Here is a 24538-nt window from a genome sequence, read left to right on the forward strand (position 1 = left end):
ATTTGGCTTCCAAGTCCAACATATATTTTTTATTGATTTATTGATTTCAAAAACACACACAACATGGCTGACTTAAAAGCATTTGCCGAACAGCTCGTAAATCTCACCGTTAAGGAAGTGAACGAATTGGCTAAAATTCTGAAAGAAGAATACGGGATTGAACCAGCAGCAGCTGCTCCGGTAATGGTTGCCGGAGGTGGTGCTGCAGCCGGTGCTGCCGCTGCTCCTGCAGCTGAAGAAAAAACCTCTTTCAACGTGATTCTGAAAGCCGCCGGCGCCAATAAACTGAACGTGGTGAAGGTGGTGAAGGAATTAACCGGTCTTGGCCTCAAGGAAGCCAAAGAATTGGTTGACGGAGCTCCCAAGCCCGTGAAAGAGGGAATTGCCAAGGCTGAAGCCGATCAACTGGCTGCCAAGCTGAAAGAAGCTGGTGCTGAAGTAGAAATCCAGTAAACCATTTTTCATTGCCCTGCAACAAAAGGGTACTGATTAAACTACCAGGTCAAAAGTCCTGTACTTTTGACCTGTTTCCCTTTGAAGATGATGCACCGTGCTGAATTACATGAAGCCTTCAAAGCTTCCTTGAAATTTTTACTAATTATTTGATTTTATCTTCTGCAACGATGTCAACAGCAAAACTTCCAGCCAATCATTCTTCCCGGCAACCTGCCCATCAGGCAAACGGGCGAGTAAACTTCGGAAAAGTCCAGCAGCCTGCCGAAATTCCTGATCTGCTGGCTATCCAGCTGCAGTCGTTTAAAGATTTTCTGCAACTCGAAACTACGCCCGATAAGCGCAACAACGAAGGGTTGTTCAAGGTATTCAAGGAAAATTTTCCCATCACCGACACCCGGAATATTTTCAATCTGGAATTCCTCGACTACTACGTGGATCCTCCCAGATATACCATCGAAGAATGTATTGAGCGGGGGCTGACCTATTCCGTACCACTGAAGGCCAAGCTGCGCCTCAGCTGTAACGATGAAGAACATGTGGATTTCCAGACCATCGTACAGGATGTGTTTCTGGGTAATATTCCTTATATGACTCCCCGTGGCACCTTCATCATCAACGGTGCCGAACGGGTGGTGGTATCCCAGCTGCATCGTTCACCAGGCGTGTTCTTTGGTCAGTCTATCCATCCGAATGGTACCAAGATTTATTCCGCAAGGGTCATTCCTTTCAAAGGTGCCTGGATGGAATTTGCTACTGACATCAACAATGTCATGTATGCCTACATTGACCGGAAGAAAAAGTTCCCCGTTACCATGCTGCTGCGGGCCATCGGCTATGAAACTGATAAAGACATCCTGCAGTTGTTTGACATGGCCGATGAAGTGAAAGCCGATAAGAAAACGCTGAGCAAATATATCGGCCGCAAGCTGGCTGCCCGCGTGCTGCGTACCTGGGTGGAAGATTTTGTGGATGAAGATACCGGTGAGGTGGTTTCCATCGAGCGCAATGAAATCATTCTGGATCGCGATAGTGTGCTGAATGAAGAGAATATCCAGCAAATCATTGATCTCGGTGTGAAGACTATTTTCCTGCAGAAGGAAGAACTTTCGGAAGATTATTCCATCATTTACAATACCCTGAATAAGGATACTTCCAATTCCGAGCTGGAAGCCGTTCAACATATTTACCGGCAACTCAGGGGTGCCGATGCACCGGATGACGAAACCGCCCGTGGCATTATTGACAAACTCTTTTTCTCTGACAAGCGTTACGACCTCGGGGATGTGGGGCGGTACAAAATCAATCGTAAACTTGGCCTGGATACTCCGCTGGAAGTACGGGTGCTGACCAAGGAAGATATCATTGCCATCATCAAATATCTGGTAAAACTTACCAATGGCAAGGCCGAAATTGATGATATTGATCACCTGAGCAACCGCCGGGTTCGCACGGTAGGTGAGCAATTATATGCCCAATTTGGTGTAGGGCTGGCGCGTATGGCACGTACCATCCGTGAAAGGATGAACGTACGCGACAACGAGGTGTTTACACCTATTGACCTGATCAATGCCCGTACACTAAGTTCGGTTATCAATTCCTTCTTTGGCACTTCCCAGCTCTCGCAGTTCCTCGATCAGACCAACCCGCTCAGTGAAATCACCCACAAGCGCCGCATTTCAGCTTTGGGTCCAGGTGGATTGAGCCGCGAACGCGCTGGATTTGAAGTGCGCGACGTACATTATTCCCATTATGGCCGGCTGTGTACCATTGAGACACCGGAAGGTCCAAATATCGGTTTGATTTCCACCCTCTGCGTACACGCCAAGGTGAATGAAATGGGCTTTATTGAAACACCTTATCGCGAAGTGAAAAACGGTAAGGTGGACTTGCATAAGGTGAAATACTTGAGCGCAGAGGAAGAAGATCAGGTAAAGATTGCACAGGCCAATGCCCCGCTTGATAAAGAGGGTAACTTACTCAATGATCGGGTAAAAGCCCGTGAAATGGGTGATTTCCCAGTGCTGGACAAACATGAAGTGCAATACATGGATATCGCTCCCAATCAGATTGTGGGGTTGAGTGCATCATTGATTCCCTTCCTCGAACACGATGATGCCAACCGTGCATTGATGGGCTCAAACATGCAACGCCAGGCCGTACCCTTGCTGCGTCCGGAAGTACCCATTGTGGGTACCGGGCTGGAAGCCGTGGCTGCCCGCGACTCCAGAACCCAGATCACTGCCGAAGGCGATGGAGTGGTGGAATATGTGGATGCCAACGAAATCCACGTACGGTACAAACGAAGCGATATCCAGCGGCTGGTGAGCTTCGAGGACGATTTGAAAGTGTACAAGCTCACTAAGTTCACCAAAACCAATCAATCTACCTGCATCAACCTGAAACCCTGTGTGAAAAAAGGTCAGGCCGTAAAAGCAGGCGATTTCCTCACGGAAGGTTATGCTACACAGGGCGGTGAACTGGCTCTGGGCCGGAACCTGATGGTGGCTTTCATGCCCTGGAAAGGCTACAACTTTGAAGACGCCATCGTAATATCCGAACGTGTGGTGCGGGAAGATCTGTTTACTTCCATTCACATCGAAGAGTTCGAGCTGGAAGTGCGTGATACCAAGCTGGGACCTGAAGAGCTCACGGCCGATATCCCCAATGTGAGCGAAGAAGCTACCAAAGACCTGGATGAAAACGGCATTATCCGCGTGGGAGCCTGGGTGAAGGAAGGCGATATCCTGATTGGTAAAATCACTCCCAAAGGGGAGTCCGATCCTACACCGGAAGAGCGACTGCTGCGCGCCATTTTCGGCGATAAGGCCGGCGATGCCAAAGATGCATCCCTGAAAGTACCTCCTTCCATAGAAGGTGTGGTGATCAATAAAAAACTGTTCTCCAGAGCCAAAAAAGATAAAAATTCCAAGCTGCGTGAAAAAGCAGCCCTGGAGAAGCTGGAGAAAATGCACCAGAAAAATGTAGAAGAGCTCAACGAAGTACTGCTGGACAAATTGCAACAACTGCTGAAAGATCAAATTTCAGCCGGTGTTACCAACAACTTCGGGGAAGTGCTGATTCCCAAAGGCGCCAAATTCACCCAGAAAAATCTGGCAGCTATTGATTATCAGAATGTGAATCCGCTGGGCTGGACACAAAATGAAGAAGTGAATGAGCTGGTAAACACCCTTTTGCACAACTACAATATCAAGTACAATGAAGAGCTTGGCCGGTACAAGAGAGAAAAATTCAATATCTCGATCGGTGATGAACTTCCACCCGGTGTGCTCAGGCTGGCCAAGGTATACCTGGCTTCCAAACGCAAGCTGAAAGTGGGCGATAAAATGGCTGGCCGTCATGGTAACAAGGGTATTGTGGCCAAGATTGTGCGGGTGGAAGATATGCCCTTCCTCGAAGATGGTACCCCTGTGGATATTGTATTGAATCCGCTGGGTGTGCCCTCCCGAATGAATATCGGACAGATTTACGAAACCGTCCTGGGATGGGCAGGATGGAAACTTGGAAAGAAATACGCCACGCCGATCTTTGACGGTGCTACACCGGAAGAAATTGCCCGGGAAATTGAAGAAGCCGGATTGCCTACCTTCGGGCATACTTACCTTTACGACGGGGAAACCGGCGAACGCTTCCACCAGAAAGCTACGGTGGGGGTGATCTATATGATGAAACTCCACCATCTGGTCGACGATAAAATGCACGCCCGTTCCATTGGTCCGTACAGCCTCATTACCCAGCAACCTCTGGGTGGTAAGGCGCAGTTTGGTGGCCAGCGTTTCGGTGAAATGGAAGTATGGGCTCTGGAAGCCTATGGTGCTGCCCATACCCTCCAGGAAATGCTCACCATCAAATCTGATGATATCGTCGGAAGGGCAAAGGCTTATGAAGCCATTGTGAAGGGCGATAACATTCCCAAACCCGGTGTGCCCGAATCGTTTAATGTGCTGGTGCATGAATTGAGAGGGTTGGGTCTGGAACTTACATTTGAATAATTCGCATTGATTTCATTTAAACCATCCATATCATGGCTTTGAAAAAAGAAAATCGTCCCAAGCCAAATTTTAGCAAGGTAACCATCAGCCTTGCCTCTCCGGATTCTATCCTGGAGCGCTCCTACGGCGAAGTGCTGAAACCGGAAACCATCAATTACCGCACGTACAAACCGGAGCGTGACGGGCTTTTTTGTGAGCGTATTTTTGGTCCGGTCAAGGATTATGAATGTTATTGCGGCAAATACAAGCGCATCCGTTACAAGGGTATCGTGTGCGATCGCTGCGGTGTGGAAGTAACCGAGAAAAAGGTGCGCCGCGAACGGATGGGACATATCAAGCTGGTTGTCCCGGTGGTTCATATCTGGTATTTCAAGTCCCTGCCGAATAAAATTGGTTATTTATTGGGACTATCTTCCAAAAAGCTGGAATCCATCATCTATTACGAACGATATGTGGTGATTCAGCCCGGCATCCGGGAGGATAAGGGTTTGAATGTGATGGATCTGTTGACGGAAGAAGAATATCTGGAAATTATTGACTCCCTGCCGAAAGACAACCAGCTGCTGCCTGACGATGATCCCAAAAAGTTCATCGCCAAAATGGGCGCCGAAGCCATTCAGATGTTGCTGGCTCGCATCAACCTGGATGAGCTTTCCTATTCCCTGCGCAATCAGGCAGCCAATGAAACTTCCCAACAACGCAAGGCCGAAGCCCTGAAACGGCTGAGTGTGGTGGAAGCCTTCCGGGAAGCCAATCAGCATATTGAAAACCGTCCCGAATGGATGGTGATGCAATACATCCCGGTGATACCTCCCGAATTGAGGCCGCTGGTGCCGCTCGATGGGGGGCGCTTTGCATCATCCGACCTCAACGACCTGTACCGGCGGGTGATCATCCGGAACAACAGGCTGAAAAGATTGATTGAAATCAAGGCTCCTGAAGTGATTCTGCGCAATGAAAAACGCATGCTTCAGGAAGCTGTTGACTCGCTGTTCGACAACAGCCGCAAGTCCAACGCTGTTAAGGCCGAAGGTGGCCGTGCCCTGAAATCCTTGAGTGATGTGCTGAAAGGTAAGCAGGGGCGCTTCCGCCAGAACCTGCTGGGTAAGCGGGTGGACTATTCCGGTCGTTCCGTAATTGTGGTAGGCCCTGAGCTGAAACTGCATGAATGCGGCCTGCCCAAAGACATGGCAGCCGAATTGTTCAAACCCTTCATTATCCGAAAACTTATCGAACGGGGCATTGTGAAAACGGTGAAATCGGCCAAAAAGCTGGTGGAACGTAAGGATGCCGTCATTTGGGATATCCTGGAAAATATCCTCAAAGGCCATCCGGTGCTGCTGAACCGCGCCCCGACCCTGCACCGCCTTTCCATTCAGGCCTTCCAGCCGAAACTCATCGAAGGAAAAGCCATTCAGCTGCATCCGTTGACCTGTACGGCTTTCAATGCCGACTTCGACGGTGACCAGATGGCTGTGCATGTGCCCCTGAGCAATGCCGCCATCCTCGAAGCTCAGCTGCTCATGCTTTCTTCCCACAACATCCTTAACCCCCAAAACGGAACGCCCATCACCCTGCCCTCGCAGGATATGGTGCTTGGGCTGTACTATATCACCAAGGGCAAGCGCTCCACGCCCGATGACCCGGTACGGGGCGAAGGGAAAATCTTTTACTCACCCGAAGAAGTAATCATCGCCTATAACGAAGGCAAAATTGACCTGCACGCCTGGATCAAAGTCAGGGCCATGGTGCGGAATGCAGAAGGCAAGCTTGAAAAACAGCTGATTGAAACTACAGTTGGTCGGGTGATTTTCAATCAAACCGTGCCCAAAGAAGTGGGTTTCATCAACGCATTGCTGACCAAAAAATCACTTCGCGAAATCATTGGCGATATTATCAAGCTCACCGATGTGCCCACAACGGCCAAATTCCTCGATGATATCAAGGAACTGGGCTATCGGATGGCCTATAAAGGCGGGCTTTCATTCAGCATCAACGACCTGATTGTGCCCCAGATCAAGGAAACCCTGATTGAAAATGCGATGGCCGAAGTAGAAGAAGTTTGGGAAAATTACAACATGGGGTTGATTACCAACAATGAACGGTACAATCAGATTGTGGATATCTGGTCGCGTGTAGATACAAAGATTACCGAATCCCTGATTCAGGAACTGGCAGCTGATCAGAAAGGATTTAATTCGGTATTTATGATGCTTGATTCCGGTGCGCGGGGTTCCAAGCAGCAGATCAAGCAGCTGGCCGGTATCCGTGGCTTGATGGCCAAGCCCAGAAAAAGTGGTTCCACCGGATCAGAAATCGTGGAAAACCCCATCCTCTCCAACTTCAAGGATGGATTAAGCGTGTTGGAATACTTCATTTCTACCCACGGTGCCCGTAAAGGTCTGGCCGACACGGCTCTGAAAACAGCCGATGCCGGCTATCTGACCCGCCGTCTGGTGGATGTGGCACACGATGTGGTGATCACAGAGGAAGATTGTGGTACCCTGCGGGGCATTTCTATCTCGGCCATTAAAGAAAATGAAGAAATCGTTGAATCACTCTTCGATAGAATCCTGGGTAGGGTTTCTTTGCACGATATCTACCATCCGCAGACCGATGAGCTGATTGTGCCTGCAGGTGAAATGATTACCGAAGATATCGCACGCAAAATTGAAGAAAGCGGTATCGAATCGGTTGAAATCCGTTCGGTGCTTACCTGTGAAAGTCGGCGGGGTGTTTGTGTAAAATGTTATGGCCAGAACCTCGCTACCGGGCAGCTCGCGCAAAAAGGTGATGTGGTGGGCATCATTGCGGCTCAATCCATCGGTGAACCCGGTACCCAGCTTACCTTGCGTACATTCCACGTTGGGGGTGTAGCCGGTTCGGCAACTGTGGAATCCAAGCTCACTTCCCATTTCGATGGAGTCGTACACTTCGATGGTTTGCGTACGGTAAGCTATGAAAACAATGAAGGCGAAAAAGTGCAGGTAGTCATCGGCCGGATGGGTGAAGTTAGGATCGTGGATCCCAAGGCCGATCGTCTGCTGACAACCCACAATATTCCTTACGGATCTACCCTGCTGGTAAAAGAAGGGCAAACCATCAAAAAAGGTGATGTCATCTGCACCTGGGATCCGTTCAACGCCGTGATTATTTCTGAAATCGGCGGGAAAGTACGGTTTGAAAACATTATCGAAGGTGTTACCTATCGCGAAGAAGCCGATGAACAAACCGGCCACCGCGAAAAGGTTGTCATTGAAAGCCGGGATAAAAACAAAATCCCCAGCCTTATCATTGAAAAGGGTAAGGAAAGCAAGACCTATAACCTGCCGGTGGGCTCGCATATCAATGTGAACGAGGGCGATCAGGTGAAAGCCGGTCAGGTGTTGGTTAAAATCCCACGCGTCATTGGCAAGCTCCGCGACATTACCGGTGGTTTGCCGCGTGTTACCGAATTGTTTGAAGCCCGTAACCCATCCAACCCGGCCATTGTAGCTGAAATTGATGGTGTGGTAAGCTTTGGCAGTGTAAAACGCGGTAACAGGGAAATCATCATTGAATCCAAAGAAGGCCAGGTGAAGAAATACCTGGTGCCGTTAACCCGGCATATCCTGGTACAGGATGGTGATTTTGTAAAAGCCGGTACACCTCTTTCCGATGGTGCCATTAGCCCCAGCGATATCCTGGCCATCAAAGGCCCGTATGCCGTACAGGAATACTTGGTTAACGAAATTCAGGAAGTATATCGCTTGCAGGGTGTGAAGCTAAATGATAAGCATATTGAAGTGATCGTCCGGCAAATGATGCGCAAAGTAACAATCGAGGATCCCGGAGATACCCATTTCCTTGAGGGCGATCTGGTTGACAAGTTTGAATTCCTGGAAGCCAATGATGCACTCTTCGATAAGAAGGTAATTACGGATCCGGGAGATTCTACCAACCTGAAAGCAGGTCAGATCGTAACCCTGCGGCAGATCCGGGATGAAAACTCCATGTTGCGCCGGGCCGATAAAAAGCTGGTGGAATATCGTGATGCACGGCCGGCTACTTCCAGTCCGTCGCTATTGGGTATTACCCGGGCATCCCTGGGCACCAACAGCTGGATCTCGGCTGCATCGTTCCAGGAAACGACTAAGGTGCTCTCGCAAGCAGCCATTAACGGCAAGACCGATGAAATGCTGGGATTGAAAGAAAATGTGATTACCGGTCATCTTATCCCCGCTGGTACAGGCTTGCGGGAATTTGAAAACCTGATTGTCGGCTCCAAGGAAGAATACGACATCCTGCAATCCAGCCGGCAGGCTTATCAGTATGACGACGAAGAATAGCAACCGGATTCCCGTCAATCATACAAACCTCCTGTTGCGCGCAACGGGAGGTTTTTTGTTTTCAGTCAGAAGAAAAATATGGACGCAGCGAGGCAAAGTGATATAGCATCGAATATTGAAACCGAGCCCCAAGCTCCATCACCCTACCAGGTATCGTACACAGGCAGGTTGTGCAGCAGCGGAAGCCGTTGATCCTTCAGGCTTACAATTTGTTTGTCAGCCGGTATTTGCCAATCAATTCCCAGCTCCGGATCATTGTACCGCAATCCCTCTTCGCTTGCGGGATGGTAAAATGCATCGCATTTATACAGCACTTCAGCCGTTTCAGAAAGTACGGCATACCCATGAGCAAAGCCCCTGGGAATAAACAACTGTTTTTTGTTTTCTTCACTTAGCTCAATGGCAAATACCTGGCGATAGGTAGCAGAAGCAGGGCGAAGATCAACGACCACATCCAGAATTTTACCCTTTAAGACGCGGATTAATTTGGATTGGGCATGCGGGGGCCGTTGATAATGCAATCCACGGATCACGCCATATCGGGAAAAAGCTTGATTATCCTGTACAAATTGCACCGGATATCCGGCTTCTGCAAACACCTGCTGGTTGTAGCTTTCAAAAAAATATCCCCTTTCGTCGAAAAATATATTAGGTGTAAAAATGAATAAGCCTTCAAATGCAGTGCTTTCAAAAGGCATGGTTGGGAAGATTGTGTTCAGGATCGGGTGTGTTCACGAATCACATATTGCTGCTCATAGTATTGTTGATATGTGCCGCTGGTCACGTGTTCCAGCCATTGCTGATGCGAAAGATACCAGTCGATTGTTCGGCTGATACCTTCTTCAAAACTCACGGAAGGCTCCCAGCCCAGCTCCCGCCGGATGCGCGATGCATCAATGGCATAACGCTGGTCATGTCCGGCGCGGTCTTTCACAAAGGTTATCAACCGTTCGCTACTACCCGGAGCTCGACCTAATTTTTCATCCATTAGCCTGCAGATGAATTTTACCAGATCAATATTTTTCCATTCATTGTTTCCACCGATGGTGTAGGTTTCGCCTCGTTTGCCATGATGAAAAATCAGATCAATAGCGCGCACATGATCTTCCACCCACAGCCAGTCGCGCACATTCTCTCCTTTGCCATATACGGGTATAGGCTTGTTTTGCTGAATATTGCGGATGACCAGAGGAATCAGCTTTTCGGGAAACTGATAAGGTCCGTAATTGTTTGAGCAATTGGAGATTACTACAGGCAGCTGATAGGTATGAAAATAAGCTCTTACCAGATGATCGGCACCTGCTTTGGAAGCAGCGTAGGGCGAGCGGGGATCATATTTGGAGTGTTCTGAGAAGTATCCCGTAGGCCCCAGTGAGCCATACACTTCATCGGTTGATACCTGATAAAACAAATGTTTTTCCGGGTCCGCGTTCCAGTGCTGGCGACAGGCGTTAAGCAATACAGCTGTACCCAGCACATTGGTGCGCACAAAAGCCAATGGATCCATAATGGAACGATCCACATGGCTTTCGGCTGCCAGGTGAATCACGGCATCAATCGAATATTCTGCAAACAATGATTCAATCAGATGTTCATCGGTAATATCGCCTTTGATAAAGCGGTAATTGGGCAGATGTTCAACATCTGTAAGATTTTCCAGATTGCCGGCATAGGTCAGCAGATCCAGGTTGAGAATCTGGTATTGCGGATAATGGTTAACAAACCAGCGCACCACATGCGAGCCGATAAATCCGGCACCTCCCGTAATCAGAATGGTTTTTCCCATTGGTATTCAGGTGTTTTGCGGTGAATGAAGCTCATCTATGTGCTTTTTGAAATATTCCAACGTCAGGCGCAAGCCTTCCCGCCGGCTCACTTTGGGTTCCCAGCCCAGGATGGTGCGAGCTTTGGTGATATCGGGCCGGCGTTGTTTGGGATCGTCGGTAGGCAAAGGTTTGAAAACAATTTTTTGTTTGCTGCCAGTAAGTTCCAGGATTTCTTTTGCGAAATCAAGCAAAGAAATTTCATCCGGATTGCCAATGTTCATGGGCAGATGATAGTCGCTGAACAACAAACGATAAATGCCTTCTACCAGATCGGACACGTAGCAGAATGAACGTGTTTGGGAGCCATCACCAAATACGGTTAGGTCTTGCCCTGTAAGGGCCTGGGTCATGAAAGCCGGTAAGGCGCGCCCATCGTTGAGGCGCATGCGGGGGCCATAGGTGTTGAAAATACGCACAATGCGGGTCTCCACACCGTGAAAATTGTGATAAGCCATGGTAATGGACTCCATAAAACGCTTGGCTTCATCGTACACGCCGCGTGGGCCCACCGGGTTTACATGCCCCCAGTATTCTTCGGGTTGCGGGTGTACTTCCGGATCTCCATACACTTCAGAAGTGGAAGCCACCAGGATACGAGCTTTTTTCTCTTTGGCCAGCCCCAGCAGATTATGCGTGCCTAGTGAACCTACTTTTAAGGTTTGAATGGGCTTCTGCAAATAATCTATCGGACTGGCAGGAGATGCAAAATGCAGAATGTAATCCAATTTGCCCGGCACGTGAACAAACTTGGTGACATCGTGAAAATAAAATTCAAAATTTTCCAGCGGGAACAAATGTTCAATATTGCGCAGGCTACCGGTCAGCAGATTGTCCATGCCAATGACATGAAAGCCTTCCTGCACAAAACGATCGCAGAGGTGTGAACCCAGAAAACCGGCCGCACCGGTAATCAGAATGCGTTTTCTTTCCATGAGTGTGGGGTTAAAAAGCTTTATAAAATGGGTTTACGACCAATGCTGATATAATGAAATCCTTCTTCCTGCATTTTTTCCAATTCAAACAAATTCCGGCCGTCAAAAATAACCTTTTGTCTGAGCAATGAACGCATGCGCTCAAAATCGGGCAGGCGGAATTCATTCCATTCCGTGGCAATGATCAGTGCATCGGCGTTTTCCAGGCAATGATATTGATCATGGGCATATTCAATCTGATCGCCTAATTGTTTTTTCACGTTGTGCATGGCTTCGGGATCAAAGGCACGGATGGTGGCACCCTGAGCAAGCAATTCCCGGATCAGGTACAGGCTGGGTGCTTCGCGAATATCATCGGTATTGGGTTTGAAGGCCAGCCCCCAGAGGGCAAAACGTTTTCCCCGGATATCTCCGTTGAAGTATTTCAGGATGGATGGAATCAGGTAGGTTTTTTGTCTTTCATTGACGTCCATGACAGCCTGCAGAATTTTGAAATCATAGCCTACACCCCGTGCAGATTGTACCAGCGCCTGCACATCTTTTGGGAAGCAGCTGCCACCATAGCCAATGCCTGGGAACAGAAAACGTTTGCCAATCCGGGAGTCACTGCCGATGCCTCTTCGCACCATATCTACATTGGCGCCCAATTTTTCACAAAGAATAGCAATTTCATTCATGAATGAAATCTTCATGGCCAGAAAGGCATTGGCTGCATATTTGGTCAGCTCGGCCGAAGGAATATCCATAAATAAAATCGGATTGCCCTGCCGCACAAAAGGCGCATACAGTTCATGCATGATTTTACGGGCCCGTTCTGAATCGGTGCCAATGACCACGCGATCGGGCTTCATGAAATCTTCCACCGCTACACCTTCACGCAAAAATTCAGGATTGGATACCACATCAAATTCAACGTTTGTTTGGCGTGCTATTGTTTCCTTCACTTTCGCACAGGTGCCCACCGGTACGGTACTTTTGGCCACCACCACCGTGTATTTTTTTAAAAGCCTGCCCAGCTGTTCTGCTACCTGCAATACATACGACAAATCGGCTTCGCCATTGGCTCCCGGCGGGGTGGGCAGGGCCAGGAATACCACTTCTGAGTCGTCAATACCATCGGCCAGGGAGGTGGTAAACTGCAGCCGTCCATCGCGCAGGTTGCGCTGGAAGAGCTTTTCCAGGCCAGGCTCATAAATAGTAATAATGCCGTTGCGGAGCTTGTTGACTTTTTCTTCATCCACATCCACACAGGTAACGTGATTACCGCTTTCGGCAAAACAGGTTCCGGTGACCAGGCCTACATAGCCTGTTCCAACAATTGTAATCTTCATGGGGCTAACATTTTATGAGTGAAATAATCAAACGCGTACGATGCATCCAGAGAAAACCAATTTGTGATATTATACACACTGTGTTGAAATGATAACGGCAGCATCCATGCTTTTTTTGTGTGTAACATGATTTGTTGAATCATATTTTTATGCGATAAATCGAAATATTTTGTTGTGGCATATAAAATTGCGCATATTCAAAAACCCGTGTGGGTGCTGATTTTCTTCCAATCTTTTCTTTGATGGACGAGCAAATGTATTGCATCTATATGGTTGCATCATGTTCAATATGATAAGTGATTAACTAAAAAAACGACGTATTTTTTCAATAATAAAATCTTGCTGTTCATCATCAAGTTCTGTATGCATGGGTAAAGATAATACCCGCTCCGAAAGCCACTCGGTTGTTTTCAGGGAATGTGCAATATAGGGCAGTGAACTAAACATTTTTTGCTGGTGGCAGGGCACTGGATAATAAATCATGGTAGGAATGCCTTGCTGGGCCAGATATTGTTGGAGGGCACTTCTTTGATCTGGGGGCACCAGAATGGTATATTGGTGAAACACATGAGTGCAGTAATCGGCTCGATGAGGTATTGTGATTTGCGGAATATTGGCAAAGCCTGCATCATAGCGGTTTGCAGCTTGCTGACGAGCAGCAATGTATTGGTCCAGATAACGCAGTTTCACATCCAGGATGGCAGCCTGAATACTGTCCAATCGCGAATTGCAGCCCACCAGATCGTGATAATATCGCTGGCTTTGGCCGTGATTGGCAATCATGCGAATTTTTTCAGCCAATGCATCATCGTGGGTGCATATAGCTCCCGCATCGCCGTAAGCTCCCAGGTTTTTGGAGGGAAAAAAGGAAGTACAGCCGATATGCCCCATAGTACCTGTTTTTCGAGATGAACCGTCTTTGAAACGATAGCAGCAGCCAATGGCCTGTGCATTGTCTTCGATAACAGCCAGATGATGGGCCTTGGCCAGTTCCAGCAAAGGTTGCATATCCACGCTCTGGCCAAACAGGTGCACGGGAACAATGGCTTTTGTGCGTGGAGTAATAGCCTGGCGCACAGCTTCCACATCCATGCAAAAGGTATGGGGGTCCACATCCACAAACACTGGCTTAAGTTTCAGCAGGGCAATCACTTCTGCTGTGGCAATGTAAGTAAATGAAGGCGTGATAACTTCATCGCCGGGTTGCAAATCCAGCGCCATCATGGCTATTTGCAATGCATCTGTACCATTGGCACAGGGAATGACATGTTTTACATCCAAATATGCCTGGAGATGTGCTGCAAATGCATGTACCTGCGGTCCTTGAATGAATGCGCAACTTTCCAATACTTCGGATATGGCTTTATCAATTTCGGATTTGATTTTCTGATATTGCCTTTTCAGGTCAACCATCTGAATAGGTGAATGCATGGTAAGTTGGTTATTGATTGGTGGCAAACTTACTAAAATACATGGAGAGGGCTGTACCGGGAAGATGGCAGCGTCTCAAAAATCTATTCCGGTTGAAGGGATTATTTTTGCCGGACGATGCGCTGGCTTTATTATCTGGGAATCAGGCTGTATGTGTGGGGTATCAGGCTTGCAGCCCTGTGGATGCCCAAAGCAAGGCTTTGGATCCGGGGCCGCAGGCTACAGCAGCGGTTGATGGATGACTGGCAGCTACCACAAAATCGTCGCCGTATCTGGATGCATTGTGCTTCAGCCGGAGAGTATGAACAGGGAAGACCTGTGCTGGAAGCTATCCGCAAGCTCTGCCCGGATGCTTTTTTGATCGTCAGTTTTTTTTCTCCCTCCGGATATGAAGCCCGTAAATCAGATACCCTGCCGGATCTGAAGGTATATTTGCCTGCTGATTTGCCGGGCAAGGCTGAGGTATTTTTAAACAAATTCCGTCCACACCTGGCTTTATTTGTGAAATATGAATTCTGGTATGGATATATTCATGCCCTGCAAGAGCAAAAAATTCCCTGCATCCTGATTTCAGCCCGGTTTGAACACAGATCATTTTTTTTCAGGTTATACCAGCCGTTTTTCATTCGGTTGTTAAAATCCTTTACCCATATTTTCGTTCAGGATACATCGTCGGCGCAATGGTTACTGAAGCAGGGCGTTAGCCAGGTTGAAGTGAGTGGAGATACCCGGTTTGACAGGGTTTTGCAGATCGCAGCCCAATGGCAGCCCGATCAGGTGGTTGAACGTTTTCTGCAGGGCAGGAAGGCCATTGTGGCCGGAAGCACCTGGCCGGAAGATGAACAATTATGGATTGATTGCGTAAGGCAGATGGATTTGGAATGTCCGATGATTATGGTACCGCATGAAATCCGGGATAAACACATCGCACAACTTTTATCCAGGTGGCCAGGCAAGGGGATTCGATACAGCGAATTAACAACTATAGCGGAACAAAATATTGACTCATTTGATTTGCTGGTGGTAGATAAAATGGGTTTATTAGCCAGGATATATGCTTATGGGTGGCTGGCTTATGTGGGTGGTGGATTTGGTGCCGGTATTCACAATATTCTGGAAGCAGCTGTGTATGGCATTCCTGTGTTGTTTGGCCCGCGTTACCAGTCGTTTCGCGAGGCGCGGGAGCTGGTGCGGTTGGGAGCGGCATTTTCCGTACACGACACACGTTCGATGACACAATTGCTGGATCAACTCAGTCGGGCCGATCTGGCGGACATGGGCGCCATAGCTGGCCACTATGTGAAAACGCAGGCCGGGGCTACCGAAAAGATTGTAAACTATCTGGCAGAAAATCGTTTTTTGACAATGGCATAAAATGCTTCTGCAGTGGGATCCTTTTCTTTCCACTGATAGCGCGTTTGCAGGTGATCAGCAATCCATTGCCGGGCTTCATCCCAGGATGTGCAGCTGTTAAGGGTTTCAATAGCCTGATCATAACTTTGGTAATCATTTGCAAACAGCTCAGAAATAAACAAAAAGCGATCGTTGATGCCAATGGCTTTACGCAAATCAGGTACCGGTGCATGGCTTAATTTTTCGGCAAGCTCGGTGGCCGGCTGTTTCAAGCGGTCGTTGAGAGAAGGATTTTTCATGCCCATTCGTTCATTGATTTCCTGCACCAGCGGGGTAGAATTTGTTGCAACTTCGGGCTCCGGCGGGGGAGTGGGTTCGGGTGTTGATGCAGAAGCCGGAACATGTGTGCGCTCAGCCGGCTGGCGGCTGGGTGGAATCACGGCAATACGCTGGGAACGGGTGGCTGCAACCTGCAGATGTTGGCTGGTAATAGCCTGCAGCAGTTGCTGATACAAGACATGGGTGCAATGCAGCAAGCTTGTCAGCTCGGCTTGTTGCTGTTTTAGTTGCTGCAATTGGTCAATCAACGCTTCAATTTCTGAAGGAACAGACATAGCTTATTTTATTCAGGCATTATACAAAAATCGGATATTATGTTTATTGAACCTATGATGCCGGGCGAAAATATTGGCTGGATTGAAGTTATTTGTGGTTCTATGTTTTCCGGTAAAACGGAAGAACTGATCCGGCGTCTGCGACGGGTACAGATAGCCCAGCAGAAAGTTCAGATATTCAAACCGGCTGTGGATGTGCGATATCATGAGCAACACATTGTTTCGCATGATGAAAACAGCATACCGTCCATTCCTGTGCATCACTCGCATCAGTTGTTGCTGCTGTGTGGGGATGCCCAGGTGATTGGTATTGACGAAGCTCAGTTTTTTGACGAAGGTCTGCCGGAGGTATGTGACCAGCTTGCCTACCGAGGCATACGGGTGATTGTGGCCGGACTGGATATGGATTACCAGGGTCGCCCCTTTGGCCCGATGCCGGCTTTGCTTGCAAAAGCAGAATACATCACCAAGTTGCATGCCATCTGTGTGCGATGCGGCAATATAGCCAGCTATTCCTACCGCAAAACCAGCCATGACCAAACCATACTGCTGGGCGAAAAAGATATTTACGAACCCCGCTGCCGCAAATGTTTTATGGAAGGCAACTCATGACTCTTCATGGCCGGCTTTGGCCTGTTCCCATCAGGCTGGCTGGGTTTTGATGCGAAACGTAAAATGTTTCTGTGTAAGAAAACTAAAAGTGGCTACCAGCACGGTAGTAGCTATCTTGCCCAGGGTGGGATACCAATGCCAGGTATTCACAAATAATTTCAGAAATACATAATTCAGCACGATGCATGCGCCCACCAGCAGCAGATAACGAAACAACTGTACTCGTCCTCTTAACTCGGATTCCGGAAACACGATAAATTTTGACAAGGAAAATCCTGTTGGAAAACTTACACAAAAAGCCATCAGAAAGGCAGCAATAGGGGCACTGATCGTAAGACTTCCTACATGCAGCATCTGTTCATGCAGGATAAAATGATAACTGATGAAATACATCAGAATATCCACACCATTGGAGAAGCTGCCACAAAACAGATATCGGAAGGTACGCAGCGGTAGCCAGGAACGAAACACTGGCCAGTAAAAGAAATCAATGATCCGAAGAATAAACTGCCTCATCTGCATAGGACGCAAATGCCGCAAAGGTATAAAGAAACCCGCCCATCCACAGCATTTTTTACATCAAGCCCATGAAAAATTCTGTTTTCGATATGTTTTAATCTGTATAAAATCATTTCACAGGATGCAATAATGGCGATCTATCATAGATCCGGATATCATCATGCACAGATACGGGCAGATGATAACCATTCTTCAGAAAAACCGATTTCCGTTTAGCAGGAAATGTAACTTTGAAGATTATTATATCAGCAAGCAGAAGATTCCGTTATGCAAACTATCAAGCAAATCCTGGCATTGGTACAGAAAGATCTGATGCAGGAATGGCGTCAGAAATATGCTTTTTATGGCTTACTGCTTTATGTAGCATCCACCGTGTTCGTCATGTATATGCTACTGCACCAGCCTGCAGACAAGGTATGGAACGCGTTGTTCTGGGTAACTTTATTGTTTATCAGCGTAAATGCTGTTGCACGGAGCTTTCTTCAGGAAACAACTGGAAGAATGTTGTTTTACTATCAGATGTGCACGCCCGAAGTATTCATGATTGGCAAGATGTTGTACCATGTATTGCTGATGGCTATCATGAGTTTGATGTGCTGGTTGTTGTATATCTGGTTTTTGGGTAATCCGTTGATTCGTTTGGGATATTTCGTGGGATTATGTGTGATGGGAGGAAGCAGCTTGGGTATTGCCTTTACATTGCTGGCCGCCATAGCTGCTCGAGCCGGTCAGAATGCAGCTCTGATGGCCATTCTGGGTTTTCCAATCATGATTCCTTTGTTGATGTTGCTTACCCGTATTTCTGAAATTGCATTTCAGGAAGTGTATCAGCCAGGCCTTATAAAAATGTGGTGGATGCTGGGAAGTTTGGATGTGTTTATCATCGCCCTTTCATTGATATTGTTTCGTTATCTGTGGAAAAATTAAACAAAATGTAGGGTAACATTTTCTTTCTTTGATATTTGCCCAATGGCAGTTCCGTTTTGTTGATAAATCATCTGCAGAGATGGTTATGTATCGGATAAACAAAAGGTTAAAAAGCCATCAAATCACAGAAACTTATAGTAGCTTTGGGCATTGAAACAATCAGCAGCAAATCATGAAAACATACTGGTGGAAGGCATTGTGTATCGTTCTGTTGCTTTACACTTTGATTGCAGGATTGCTGATGCCTGTTCCAGCCAAGGATATTCTCAACGAAACCATTCGCAATCTGCATTTCCACGTGCCCATGTGGTTTACCATGATTGTGTTGTTTGGCATTTCCTGTGTCAGTTCCATTCAATATCTGCGAAAAGGCTCTTTGCAAAAAGATATTGTGGCTGTTGAAACCGCCAATGTGGGATTGTTGTTTGGTATCATGGGACTGATCACCGGTGCTATCTGGGCCAATTACACGTGGGGGGCGCCCTGGAGTGATGATATCAAGCAGTTGTGCACGGCCATTGCCTTGCTCATGTATTTTGCCTATTTTGTATTGCGTAGTTCGTTTACCGATATTGACAAGCGGGCAAGGGTGAGTGCGGTATACAATGTGTTTGCTTTCGCTATGCTTTTCCCGCTGATTTTCATCATTCCCCGGCTGACTGATTCCCTGCATCCCGGTAACGGGGGCAATCCGGCTTTCAGCCAGTATGATCTGGATAATGAGCTCAGAAAAGTGTTTTATCCGGCAGTGGTAGGATGGATTTTGCTGGGTATCTGGATTGCACAGATCCGGATTCGCATGCGCCTGCTGAACCTGAAATCCTTTCTTTCATGAATATGTTGTCATACGTTGCATCGGTCGTCCTCCAGGTACCGGACAAGGGTCCGGAAATGGCCACTCTGATGCGCAGCAATGGAAAAATTTATGTGGTGGTGGCTGTGATTGTCGTGATATGGTTGGGAGTATTGTTGTATCTCATCAGTATTGACCGCAAGCTTTCACAGCTGGAAAAGGCCGAGAAGGAAAAAAATCGCACACGCCAAACTCCGACTTCCGTGGTTTGACCCTGCAAAACGGATTATTTCTGATTCCCGAAAAATAAATTTCAAAGCCATGCTAACTTCAGATCAAGTCACTACAAATCATCCCGCACAGGGGCCTGTAAAAAAGCCATATAGTTTTTTCCACAATGTGGAGATGTGGTTCGACAAGGCCGCCCGTTTTACCAAATGGGAAAAAGGCATCCTGGAGCAAATCAAGGCCTGCAATGCCGTTTACCGCATGCGTTTTCCGGTGAAAATCGGCGATCATATTGAAGTTATTGAAGCTTATCGGGTGCAGCATTCGCATCACAAACTGCCCTGCAAGGGCGGCATTCGCTACAGCGAAGAAGTGAATCAGGATGAGGTGATGGCCCTGGCCGCACTGATGACCTATAAGTGTGCCATCGTGAACGTGCCTTTTGGCGGAGCTAAGGGTGGTATCCGCATCAACCCCAAAAAATATTCCGTGTATGAGCTGGAAAAAATTACCCGGCGGTACACGTCTGAACTGATCAAGAAAAACTTTATCGGTCCGGGCATTGATGTACCGGCGCCCGACTACGGTACCGGGGAAAGGGAAATGAGCTGGATCCTGGACACGTACCTGAGCCTGAAACCCGGCGAACTGGATGGCTTGGGTTGCGTAACCGGCAAGCCCGTTTCCCAGGGCGGTGTGCGGGGCCGGAAGGAAGCTACTGGCAGGGGCGTGTTCTATGGCTTGCGGGAAGTGCTGAGCCATAAGGAAGATATGAAACGCATCGGCCTGGAACCTGGTGTGGAAGGCAAAACCGTGATTGTGCAGGGACTGGGCAATGTGGGCTATCATACCGCGAAATTCTTCTACGAAGCCGGAGCCAAAATCATTTGCCTGATTGAATGGGATGCGGCCATTTACAATCCCAAGGGTCTGAATCCCGATGAAGTGGTGAAGTTCCGCGAAGAAACCGGCTCCATTAAGAATTTTCCGGGTGCACAAACCCTGCGCCGCAATACCGATGGGCTTGAGCTGGAATGCGATATCCTGATTCCAGCAGCACTGGAAAATGTGATTGATGCCGATAATGCTCCCCGCATCAAGGCCAAAATCATCGGCGAAGCCGCCAATGGCCCGCTGACCATAGAAGCCGATGAAATCCTGCTCAAAAAAAATGTGCTGGTAGTTCCGGATGTGTTTCTCAATGCTGGTGGTGTAACGGTTTCCTATTTTGAATGGCTGAAAAATCTGCAGCATGTGCGCTACGGCCGCATTGAAAAAAGATTCACAGCCAACTTGAATCACCTCATTTTGGAACAAATTGAAAAAAATACTGGCAAGCCTGTAGATGAATCCCATCGCCGCCTCATTGAGCATGGCCCGGATGAAATTGATCTGGTCAACTCCGGCCTGGAAGAAACCATGATTGAGGCCGTGCAGGAAATCCGCGAAATCTGGCATTCGCATCCCGATATTCCCGATATGCGCACGGCAGCTTTTGTGAACGCCATCAACAAGATTGGCGAAGCCTATGCCCAATTGGGTATTTTCCCATAAGCTTAGGCCCTGCCATTGGCTTAGGAGAAGACAATGTCCAGAAACTGATCCATGGGGAAAAGGTCCCATTCATGCTACGAATTCCAAAATGGCTTTACTGATCAAGTTGCAAATGGGACGGTAATCATCTTTCTGCCTGTATATATCGATTGCCTCTTCCCAGATTTCAAGGGAGGTATGGGAAGGGAAAATATTTGGGGAAGGCCAAAATTCATAAACATAACGAAGGTAAATTAAAAGACGATGTGGTGGATATAAATTTATTAGCCAAAAAGGAAATAAAATAGTAGCAGGCTCTTCTTTCCACGCCCGTAGAAACAAATAAGGAGAGGATCCAAACTCTTTTTCAATGAATTCATTTTCGGAGAACATCCAATAGTAACATCCCCGGTATTCTGGCGGTTGTTTTGCGATAAAGGCTTTTAGAGGGGGAGTTTCTTTTTCTCGAAAATGGCTCAGGGCCACCGCATTGGCCAGGCTTTCTTCAATCACCCGGCCGTAAAGTTTCTGGTAATCTGTCTGCCTGTCACCCGCCACAAATGCGTGAGCCAGCTCGTGAATCACCACTTTCTGAAACAGCAGTTCCGGGTTGTCATGCTCATAAATCCTTTCCGGACAAATAAAAATAACCTCCCCTTTTGGAAAATCAGGATGCTGGGAAAGCAATTCATGCTTATATTCAGCATTTTCAATTAGCTTGGTCAGTTCTGCAGCCAAATCAGGTTGTGGCTGAGAATCATGTAAGTACACGCCTAAGTGCACCATTTTTGAAGTTAAGCACTCACTTAATATCTCATCAATAGCTGTGACCCAACGGGGAGTTTCTGTTTCGCTTCTACGCATTTCCTGCAGTCTTTCACTTTTTTCTTCCAGGAGCTCATCAATGCGACGCAGCGAGCTTGCTAAGCATTCATCGTTTAAGCAGCGTTTAGGGGGGCTGATGCGGTCCATAGTCTGTTCATCCACCAGATAAATCGGCACCCGTTCATACGTTGGGGTTAAATAGGTGAGCCGGCCGTATATCTTATTCCAGATGTTGTCGGGAACGGTTACCCGGCTGTTGATGTTGATTCCTCTCATGGGAAAAAGATTTAGGAAAGGAAAATATATATTCTTGTTTTTGTGATATGATATTTCTCGGGATGTATATAAAATTTCCTGCCAACGTTGCAAAGGGGTTGGTCAGGTAGAGGCTTGGCTTCCGGGCCAGGGAGGCAGCTGGTTGAGCAATGCGGGAGGGTGGGCATGGCCATCGCAAAGCCAGCAGGTATGGCCATTGGTTATGAAAAGATAGCGGGCTTGGAGCGGAAAATTGTATCCGGCAATCTGCATCAGGGTATCTTCCTGGAGCGGTACATCCGGAGCTTTGCATTCCACCACCATCCAGGGTTGCAGATCCGGATCATACACTACAATATCCGCACGCCTGGACTGGGAATGGCCGGGAATTCGCTTTTCCACAGCCATCAGTCCGGAAGGATATCCGGCTACATCAATCAGGTAGTGCAATACATGTTGCCTGACCCATTCTTCCGGCGTAAGCGCCACGTAGCGCTTGCGAATACGATCAAAGATATATCGTTGTTGTCCGCGGTTCATAATCCGAAAATGAAACTCTGGGAACTGCAGGGAAAACATACAGATGCATAGGGCTGGTCAGGCATAAATATCTTAATTTTATCCGAAAACAAGTGTATGGCTCTGAAAACCAAGGAGGATATCGTTAAAGACTGGCTACCGCGCTACACAGGCGAACGATTGTCGAATTTTGGGAAGTACATTTTGCTCACCAATTTCAGTGATTACCTGCAGATGTTTGCCAATCTGCACGGAGTAAAGATTGTAGGACAGGGCAAGCCCATGCCCTGCGCTACAGCTGAAGGCATCACGATGATCAACTTTGGTATGGGCAGTGCCAATGCGGCCACGGTGATGGATTTGCTCAGTGCTATCGCCCCCAAAGCCGTCTTGTTTCTGGGTAAGTGCGGAGGGTTGAAGCGAAAAAATAAAGTGGGCGACTTGATATTGCCTATCGCCGCTATCCGGGGCGAAGGTACTTCGTCCGACTATTTTCCGCCCGAAGTGCCCGCCCTGCCGGCATTTGCCCTTCAGAAAGCCGTATCCACCACCATCCGGGATTATGGAAAAGATTACTGGACGGGTACCTGCTATACCACCAACCGCCGGGTATGGGAACATGATACGGAGTTCAAAAAATATCTGCAACGCATCCGGGCCATGGCCATTGACATGGAAACGGCCACCATCTTCAGCGTGGGCTTTTACAACCACATTCCCACCGGAGCCCTGCTGCTGGTAAGCGATCAGCCTATGGTGCCCGAAGGCGTGAAGACCGCAGAAAGCGATAAAAAGGTAACCGATAATTTTGCCGAATTGCACGTGCGCATCGGGATTGATTCCCTGAAACAGCTTATCAACAAGGGGCTCACTGTCAAGCATTTGCGGTTTTAATTTTCCCCTGGCGTGTTTTCACAAATTCTTTCCATTATCCTTGCAGCAAGCTTGCGGAAATCGTTTTACCTTTGCACGTTTAAAATCTGGTTACTACGATGAAGCTCTCTCAGTTTAAGTTCGATTTACCCCTGAATTTAATTGCACAAAATCCGGCTAAAAATCGTGATGAATCCAGGCTGATGGTGGTGCACCGGGATACCGGCAAAATCGAACATCGCATTTTCAAAGATATCATTGAATATTTCGACGATAAGGATGTGTTCATTGTGAACAATACCAAGGTATTCCCGGCCAGGCTGTATGGCCGCAAGGAAAAAACGGGTGCCAAGATCGAAGTTTTTCTGCTTCGGGAGCTCAATAAAGCCAATCGGCTCTGGGACGTGGTTGTGGATCCGGCACGCAAGATCCGCGTGGGCAACAAGTTGTATTTCGGGGAAGATGATGAATTGGTAGCCGAAGTGATTGACAACACCACCTCCCGCGGTCGTACCATTCGCTTTCTGTTTGATGGAACAGATGAAGAATTCAGGCAACTGCTGGAAAAGCTGGGTGAAACACCCCTTCCCAAATACATCAAACGCAAACCTACAGAAGAAGATAAGGAGCGTTATCAGACCGTTTATGCCAAGTACGAAGGTGCTGTGGCGGCTCCAACTGCGGGTTTGCATTTTACAAAAGAACTCATCAAGCGGATGGAAATCAAAGGCATCCGTTTTGCTGAAATTACCCTGCACACCGGCCTGGGCACCTTCAAGCCTATTGAAGTGGAAGACCTGAGCAAGCATAAGATGGATGCGGAATATTACCGCATTGATGAATATGCGGCCAAGCTGGTCAATGAAGCCAAACTTAGCGGCCACAAGGTATGCGCTGTGGGTACTACTTCCGTACGGGCTGTGGAATCGTCGGTCACTTCACAGGGTTTGCTGCGACCGGGGGAGGGTTGGACCAACCTGTTCATCCATCCACCCTATCATTTCTCCATTCCCGATGCCATGGTCACCAATTTTCATTTGCCCAAAACCAGCCTGATTATTATGGTTTGCGCTTTTGCGGGTTATGATCTGATTATGGAAGCCTATCAGGTGGCCATCAAGGAAAAATATCGTTTCTACAGCTACGGAGACGCGATGCTCATTCTTTGATCTG

General features: G+C 47.8%; 20 protein-coding genes. 11 read left to right on the top strand and 9 right to left on the bottom strand.

Translation table 11 applies throughout. The features are described 5' to 3' along the window. Window positions 1-63: 63 nt before the first annotated feature. From rplL to rpoC, 3 genes are all read left to right on the top strand, one after another. Entirely contained in the window at window positions 64-453 is a 390-nt protein-coding gene (gene rplL, locus BM367_RS08510; RefSeq protein WP_092459792.1) for a 50S ribosomal protein L7/L12, read from the top strand. 170 nt (window positions 454-623) lie between these two features. Next, window positions 624-4466, top strand: a complete 3843-nt coding sequence (rpoB, locus tag BM367_RS08515) for a DNA-directed RNA polymerase subunit beta (RefSeq protein WP_092459794.1) — start codon at window positions 624-626, stop codon at window positions 4464-4466. A gap of 32 nt (window positions 4467-4498) precedes the next feature. Further along, window positions 4499-8794, top strand: coding sequence for a DNA-directed RNA polymerase subunit beta' (rpoC, locus tag BM367_RS08520; RefSeq protein WP_092459796.1), 4296 nt, complete (start codon window positions 4499-4501; stop codon window positions 8792-8794). A 143-nt stretch (window positions 8795-8937) separates the two neighbouring features. On the opposite strand, the gene rfbC is transcribed toward rpoC, so the two are convergent. The 5 genes from rfbC to BM367_RS08545 all read right to left on the bottom strand — a co-directional run bounded on the left by rfbC (window position 8938) and on the right by BM367_RS08545 (window position 14314). After that, a complete protein-coding gene (rfbC, locus tag BM367_RS08525) occupies window positions 8938-9492 on the bottom strand; it encodes a dTDP-4-dehydrorhamnose 3,5-epimerase (RefSeq protein WP_092459798.1) in 555 nt (184 codons plus the stop codon). 17 nt (window positions 9493-9509) lie between these two features. Continuing rightward, window positions 9510-10580 (bottom strand): dTDP-glucose 4,6-dehydratase, encoded by a 1071-nt coding sequence (gene rfbB, locus BM367_RS08530; RefSeq protein WP_092459800.1) that lies wholly within the window; start codon window positions 10578-10580, stop codon window positions 9510-9512. Window positions 10581-10586: 6 nt separating this feature from the next. Next, window positions 10587-11552 (bottom strand): UDP-glucuronic acid decarboxylase family protein, encoded by a 966-nt coding sequence (locus BM367_RS08535; RefSeq protein WP_092459802.1) that lies wholly within the window; start codon window positions 11550-11552, stop codon window positions 10587-10589. A 20-nt stretch (window positions 11553-11572) separates the two neighbouring features. Next, the gene (locus tag BM367_RS08540; protein ID WP_092459804.1) at window positions 11573-12883 is read right to left on the bottom strand and encodes a UDP-glucose dehydrogenase family protein; all 1311 of its coding nucleotides are present in this window, start codon (window positions 12881-12883) and stop codon (window positions 11573-11575) included. A gap of 300 nt (window positions 12884-13183) precedes the next feature. Continuing rightward, window positions 13184-14314: a DegT/DnrJ/EryC1/StrS family aminotransferase gene (locus tag BM367_RS08545; protein ID WP_245759945.1), complete on the bottom strand. Its 1131-nt coding sequence runs from the start codon at window positions 14312-14314 to the stop codon at window positions 13184-13186. A gap of 183 nt (window positions 14315-14497) precedes the next feature. Here BM367_RS08545 and BM367_RS08550 point away from each other — a divergent pair, with 183 nt between their 5' ends. Further along, entirely contained in the window at window positions 14498-15688 is a 1191-nt protein-coding gene (locus BM367_RS08550) for a 3-deoxy-D-manno-octulosonic acid transferase (protein ID WP_394333026.1), read from the top strand. On the opposite strand, the gene BM367_RS08555 is transcribed toward BM367_RS08550, so the two are convergent. Beyond that, on the bottom strand, window positions 15652-16281 hold the full coding sequence (locus tag BM367_RS08555) for a hypothetical protein (RefSeq protein ID WP_092459808.1): 630 nt from the start codon (window positions 16279-16281) through the stop codon (window positions 15652-15654). The genes BM367_RS08550 and BM367_RS08555 overlap by 37 nt on opposite strands. Before the next feature lie 39 nt (window positions 16282-16320). Between BM367_RS08555 and BM367_RS08560 the strand changes: the two genes are divergently transcribed. Next, window positions 16321-16893, top strand: coding sequence for a thymidine kinase (locus tag BM367_RS08560; RefSeq protein WP_092459810.1), 573 nt, complete (start codon window positions 16321-16323; stop codon window positions 16891-16893). Window positions 16894-16923: 30 nt separating this feature from the next. Here the strand turns inward: BM367_RS08560 and BM367_RS08565 are convergent, their stop codons facing one another. Continuing rightward, window positions 16924-17415 carry a GtrA family protein gene (locus BM367_RS08565; protein WP_245759946.1) on the bottom strand — a complete coding sequence of 164 codons (492 nt, stop codon included), beginning with the start codon at window positions 17413-17415 and terminating at the stop codon, window positions 16924-16926. Between the two features lie 264 nt (window positions 17416-17679). On the opposite strand from BM367_RS08565, the gene BM367_RS08570 reads away from it, so the two are divergent. The 4 genes from BM367_RS08570 (at window position 17680) to BM367_RS08585 (ending at window position 20914) form a co-directional block, all read left to right on the top strand. After that, on the top strand, window positions 17680-18339 hold the full coding sequence (locus BM367_RS08570; RefSeq protein ID WP_092459813.1) for a heme exporter protein CcmB: 660 nt from the start codon (window positions 17680-17682) through the stop codon (window positions 18337-18339). A gap of 172 nt (window positions 18340-18511) precedes the next feature. Further along, window positions 18512-19174: a cytochrome c biogenesis protein CcsA gene (gene ccsA, locus BM367_RS08575; protein ID WP_092459814.1), complete on the top strand. Its 663-nt coding sequence runs from the start codon at window positions 18512-18514 to the stop codon at window positions 19172-19174. A 2-nt stretch (window positions 19175-19176) separates the two neighbouring features. Further along, window positions 19177-19404, top strand: coding sequence for a CcmD family protein (locus BM367_RS08580; protein ID WP_092459816.1), 228 nt, complete (start codon window positions 19177-19179; stop codon window positions 19402-19404). Between the two features lie 49 nt (window positions 19405-19453). Beyond that, the gene (locus BM367_RS08585; protein ID WP_092459818.1) at window positions 19454-20914 is read left to right on the top strand and encodes a Glu/Leu/Phe/Val family dehydrogenase; all 1461 of its coding nucleotides are present in this window, start codon (window positions 19454-19456) and stop codon (window positions 20912-20914) included. 69 nt (window positions 20915-20983) lie between these two features. Here the strand turns inward: BM367_RS08585 and BM367_RS08590 are convergent, their stop codons facing one another. Then, window positions 20984-21994: a hypothetical protein gene (locus tag BM367_RS08590; RefSeq protein WP_092459820.1), complete on the bottom strand. Its 1011-nt coding sequence runs from the start codon at window positions 21992-21994 to the stop codon at window positions 20984-20986. A 102-nt stretch (window positions 21995-22096) separates the two neighbouring features. Beyond that, on the bottom strand, window positions 22097-22513 hold the full coding sequence (locus BM367_RS08595) for a type I restriction enzyme HsdR N-terminal domain-containing protein (protein WP_177224168.1): 417 nt from the start codon (window positions 22511-22513) through the stop codon (window positions 22097-22099). A 96-nt stretch (window positions 22514-22609) separates the two neighbouring features. Between BM367_RS08595 and BM367_RS08600 the strand changes: the two genes are divergently transcribed. Then, the gene (locus tag BM367_RS08600; protein ID WP_245759947.1) at window positions 22610-23386 is read left to right on the top strand and encodes an AMP nucleosidase; all 777 of its coding nucleotides are present in this window, start codon (window positions 22610-22612) and stop codon (window positions 23384-23386) included. A 98-nt stretch (window positions 23387-23484) separates the two neighbouring features. Then, window positions 23485-24534, top strand: a complete 1050-nt coding sequence (gene queA, locus BM367_RS08605; RefSeq protein WP_092459824.1) for a tRNA preQ1(34) S-adenosylmethionine ribosyltransferase-isomerase QueA — start codon at window positions 23485-23487, stop codon at window positions 24532-24534. The last annotated feature ends 4 nt before the right edge of the window (window positions 24535-24538 follow it).

This window comes from Thermoflavifilum thermophilum (genome assembly GCF_900116565.1).
Lineage (GTDB): Bacteria > Bacteroidota > Bacteroidia > Chitinophagales > Chitinophagaceae > Thermoflavifilum > Thermoflavifilum thermophilum.

Bases quoted from the DNA above. Each gene is read 5' to 3' on its own strand.
- BM367_RS08540 (WP_092459804.1), bottom strand. From the start codon at position 12,883: ATGAAGATTACAATTGTTGGAACAGGCTATGTAGGCCTGGTCACCGGA.
- BM367_RS08555 (WP_092459808.1), bottom strand. From the start codon at position 16,281: ATGTCTGTTCCTTCAGAAATTGAAGCGTTGATTGACCAATTGCAGCAA.
- queA (WP_092459824.1), top strand. From the start codon at position 23,485: ATGAAGCTCTCTCAGTTTAAGTTCGATTTACCCCTGAATTTAATTGCA.
- BM367_RS08580 (WP_092459816.1), top strand. From the start codon at position 19,177: ATGTTGTCATACGTTGCATCGGTCGTCCTCCAGGTACCGGACAAGGGT.
- rfbB (WP_092459800.1), bottom strand. From the start codon at position 10,580: ATGGGAAAAACCATTCTGATTACGGGAGGTGCCGGATTTATCGGCTCG.
- BM367_RS08585 (WP_092459818.1), top strand. From the start codon at position 19,454: ATGCTAACTTCAGATCAAGTCACTACAAATCATCCCGCACAGGGGCCT.
- BM367_RS08595 (WP_177224168.1), bottom strand. From the start codon at position 22,513: ATGAACCGCGGACAACAACGATATATCTTTGATCGTATTCGCAAGCGC.
- BM367_RS08600 (WP_245759947.1), top strand. From the start codon at position 22,610: ATGGCTCTGAAAACCAAGGAGGATATCGTTAAAGACTGGCTACCGCGC.
- rpoC (WP_092459796.1), top strand. From the start codon at position 4,499: ATGGCTTTGAAAAAAGAAAATCGTCCCAAGCCAAATTTTAGCAAGGTA.
- BM367_RS08590 (WP_092459820.1), bottom strand. From the start codon at position 21,994: ATGAGAGGAATCAACATCAACAGCCGGGTAACCGTTCCCGACAACATC.
- BM367_RS08545 (WP_245759945.1), bottom strand. From the start codon at position 14,314: ATGCATTCACCTATTCAGATGGTTGACCTGAAAAGGCAATATCAGAAA.
- rplL (WP_092459792.1), top strand. From the start codon at position 64: ATGGCTGACTTAAAAGCATTTGCCGAACAGCTCGTAAATCTCACCGTT.
- BM367_RS08550 (WP_394333026.1), top strand. From the start codon at position 14,498: ATGCCCAAAGCAAGGCTTTGGATCCGGGGCCGCAGGCTACAGCAGCGG.
- BM367_RS08570 (WP_092459813.1), top strand. From the start codon at position 17,680: ATGCAAACTATCAAGCAAATCCTGGCATTGGTACAGAAAGATCTGATG.
- rpoB (WP_092459794.1), top strand. From the start codon at position 624: ATGTCAACAGCAAAACTTCCAGCCAATCATTCTTCCCGGCAACCTGCC.
- rfbC (WP_092459798.1), bottom strand. From the start codon at position 9,492: ATGCCTTTTGAAAGCACTGCATTTGAAGGCTTATTCATTTTTACACCT.
- BM367_RS08535 (WP_092459802.1), bottom strand. From the start codon at position 11,552: ATGGAAAGAAAACGCATTCTGATTACCGGTGCGGCCGGTTTTCTGGGT.
- BM367_RS08560 (WP_092459810.1), top strand. From the start codon at position 16,321: ATGTTTATTGAACCTATGATGCCGGGCGAAAATATTGGCTGGATTGAA.
- ccsA (WP_092459814.1), top strand. From the start codon at position 18,512: ATGAAAACATACTGGTGGAAGGCATTGTGTATCGTTCTGTTGCTTTAC.
- BM367_RS08565 (WP_245759946.1), bottom strand. From the start codon at position 17,415: ATGCAGATGAGGCAGTTTATTCTTCGGATCATTGATTTCTTTTACTGG.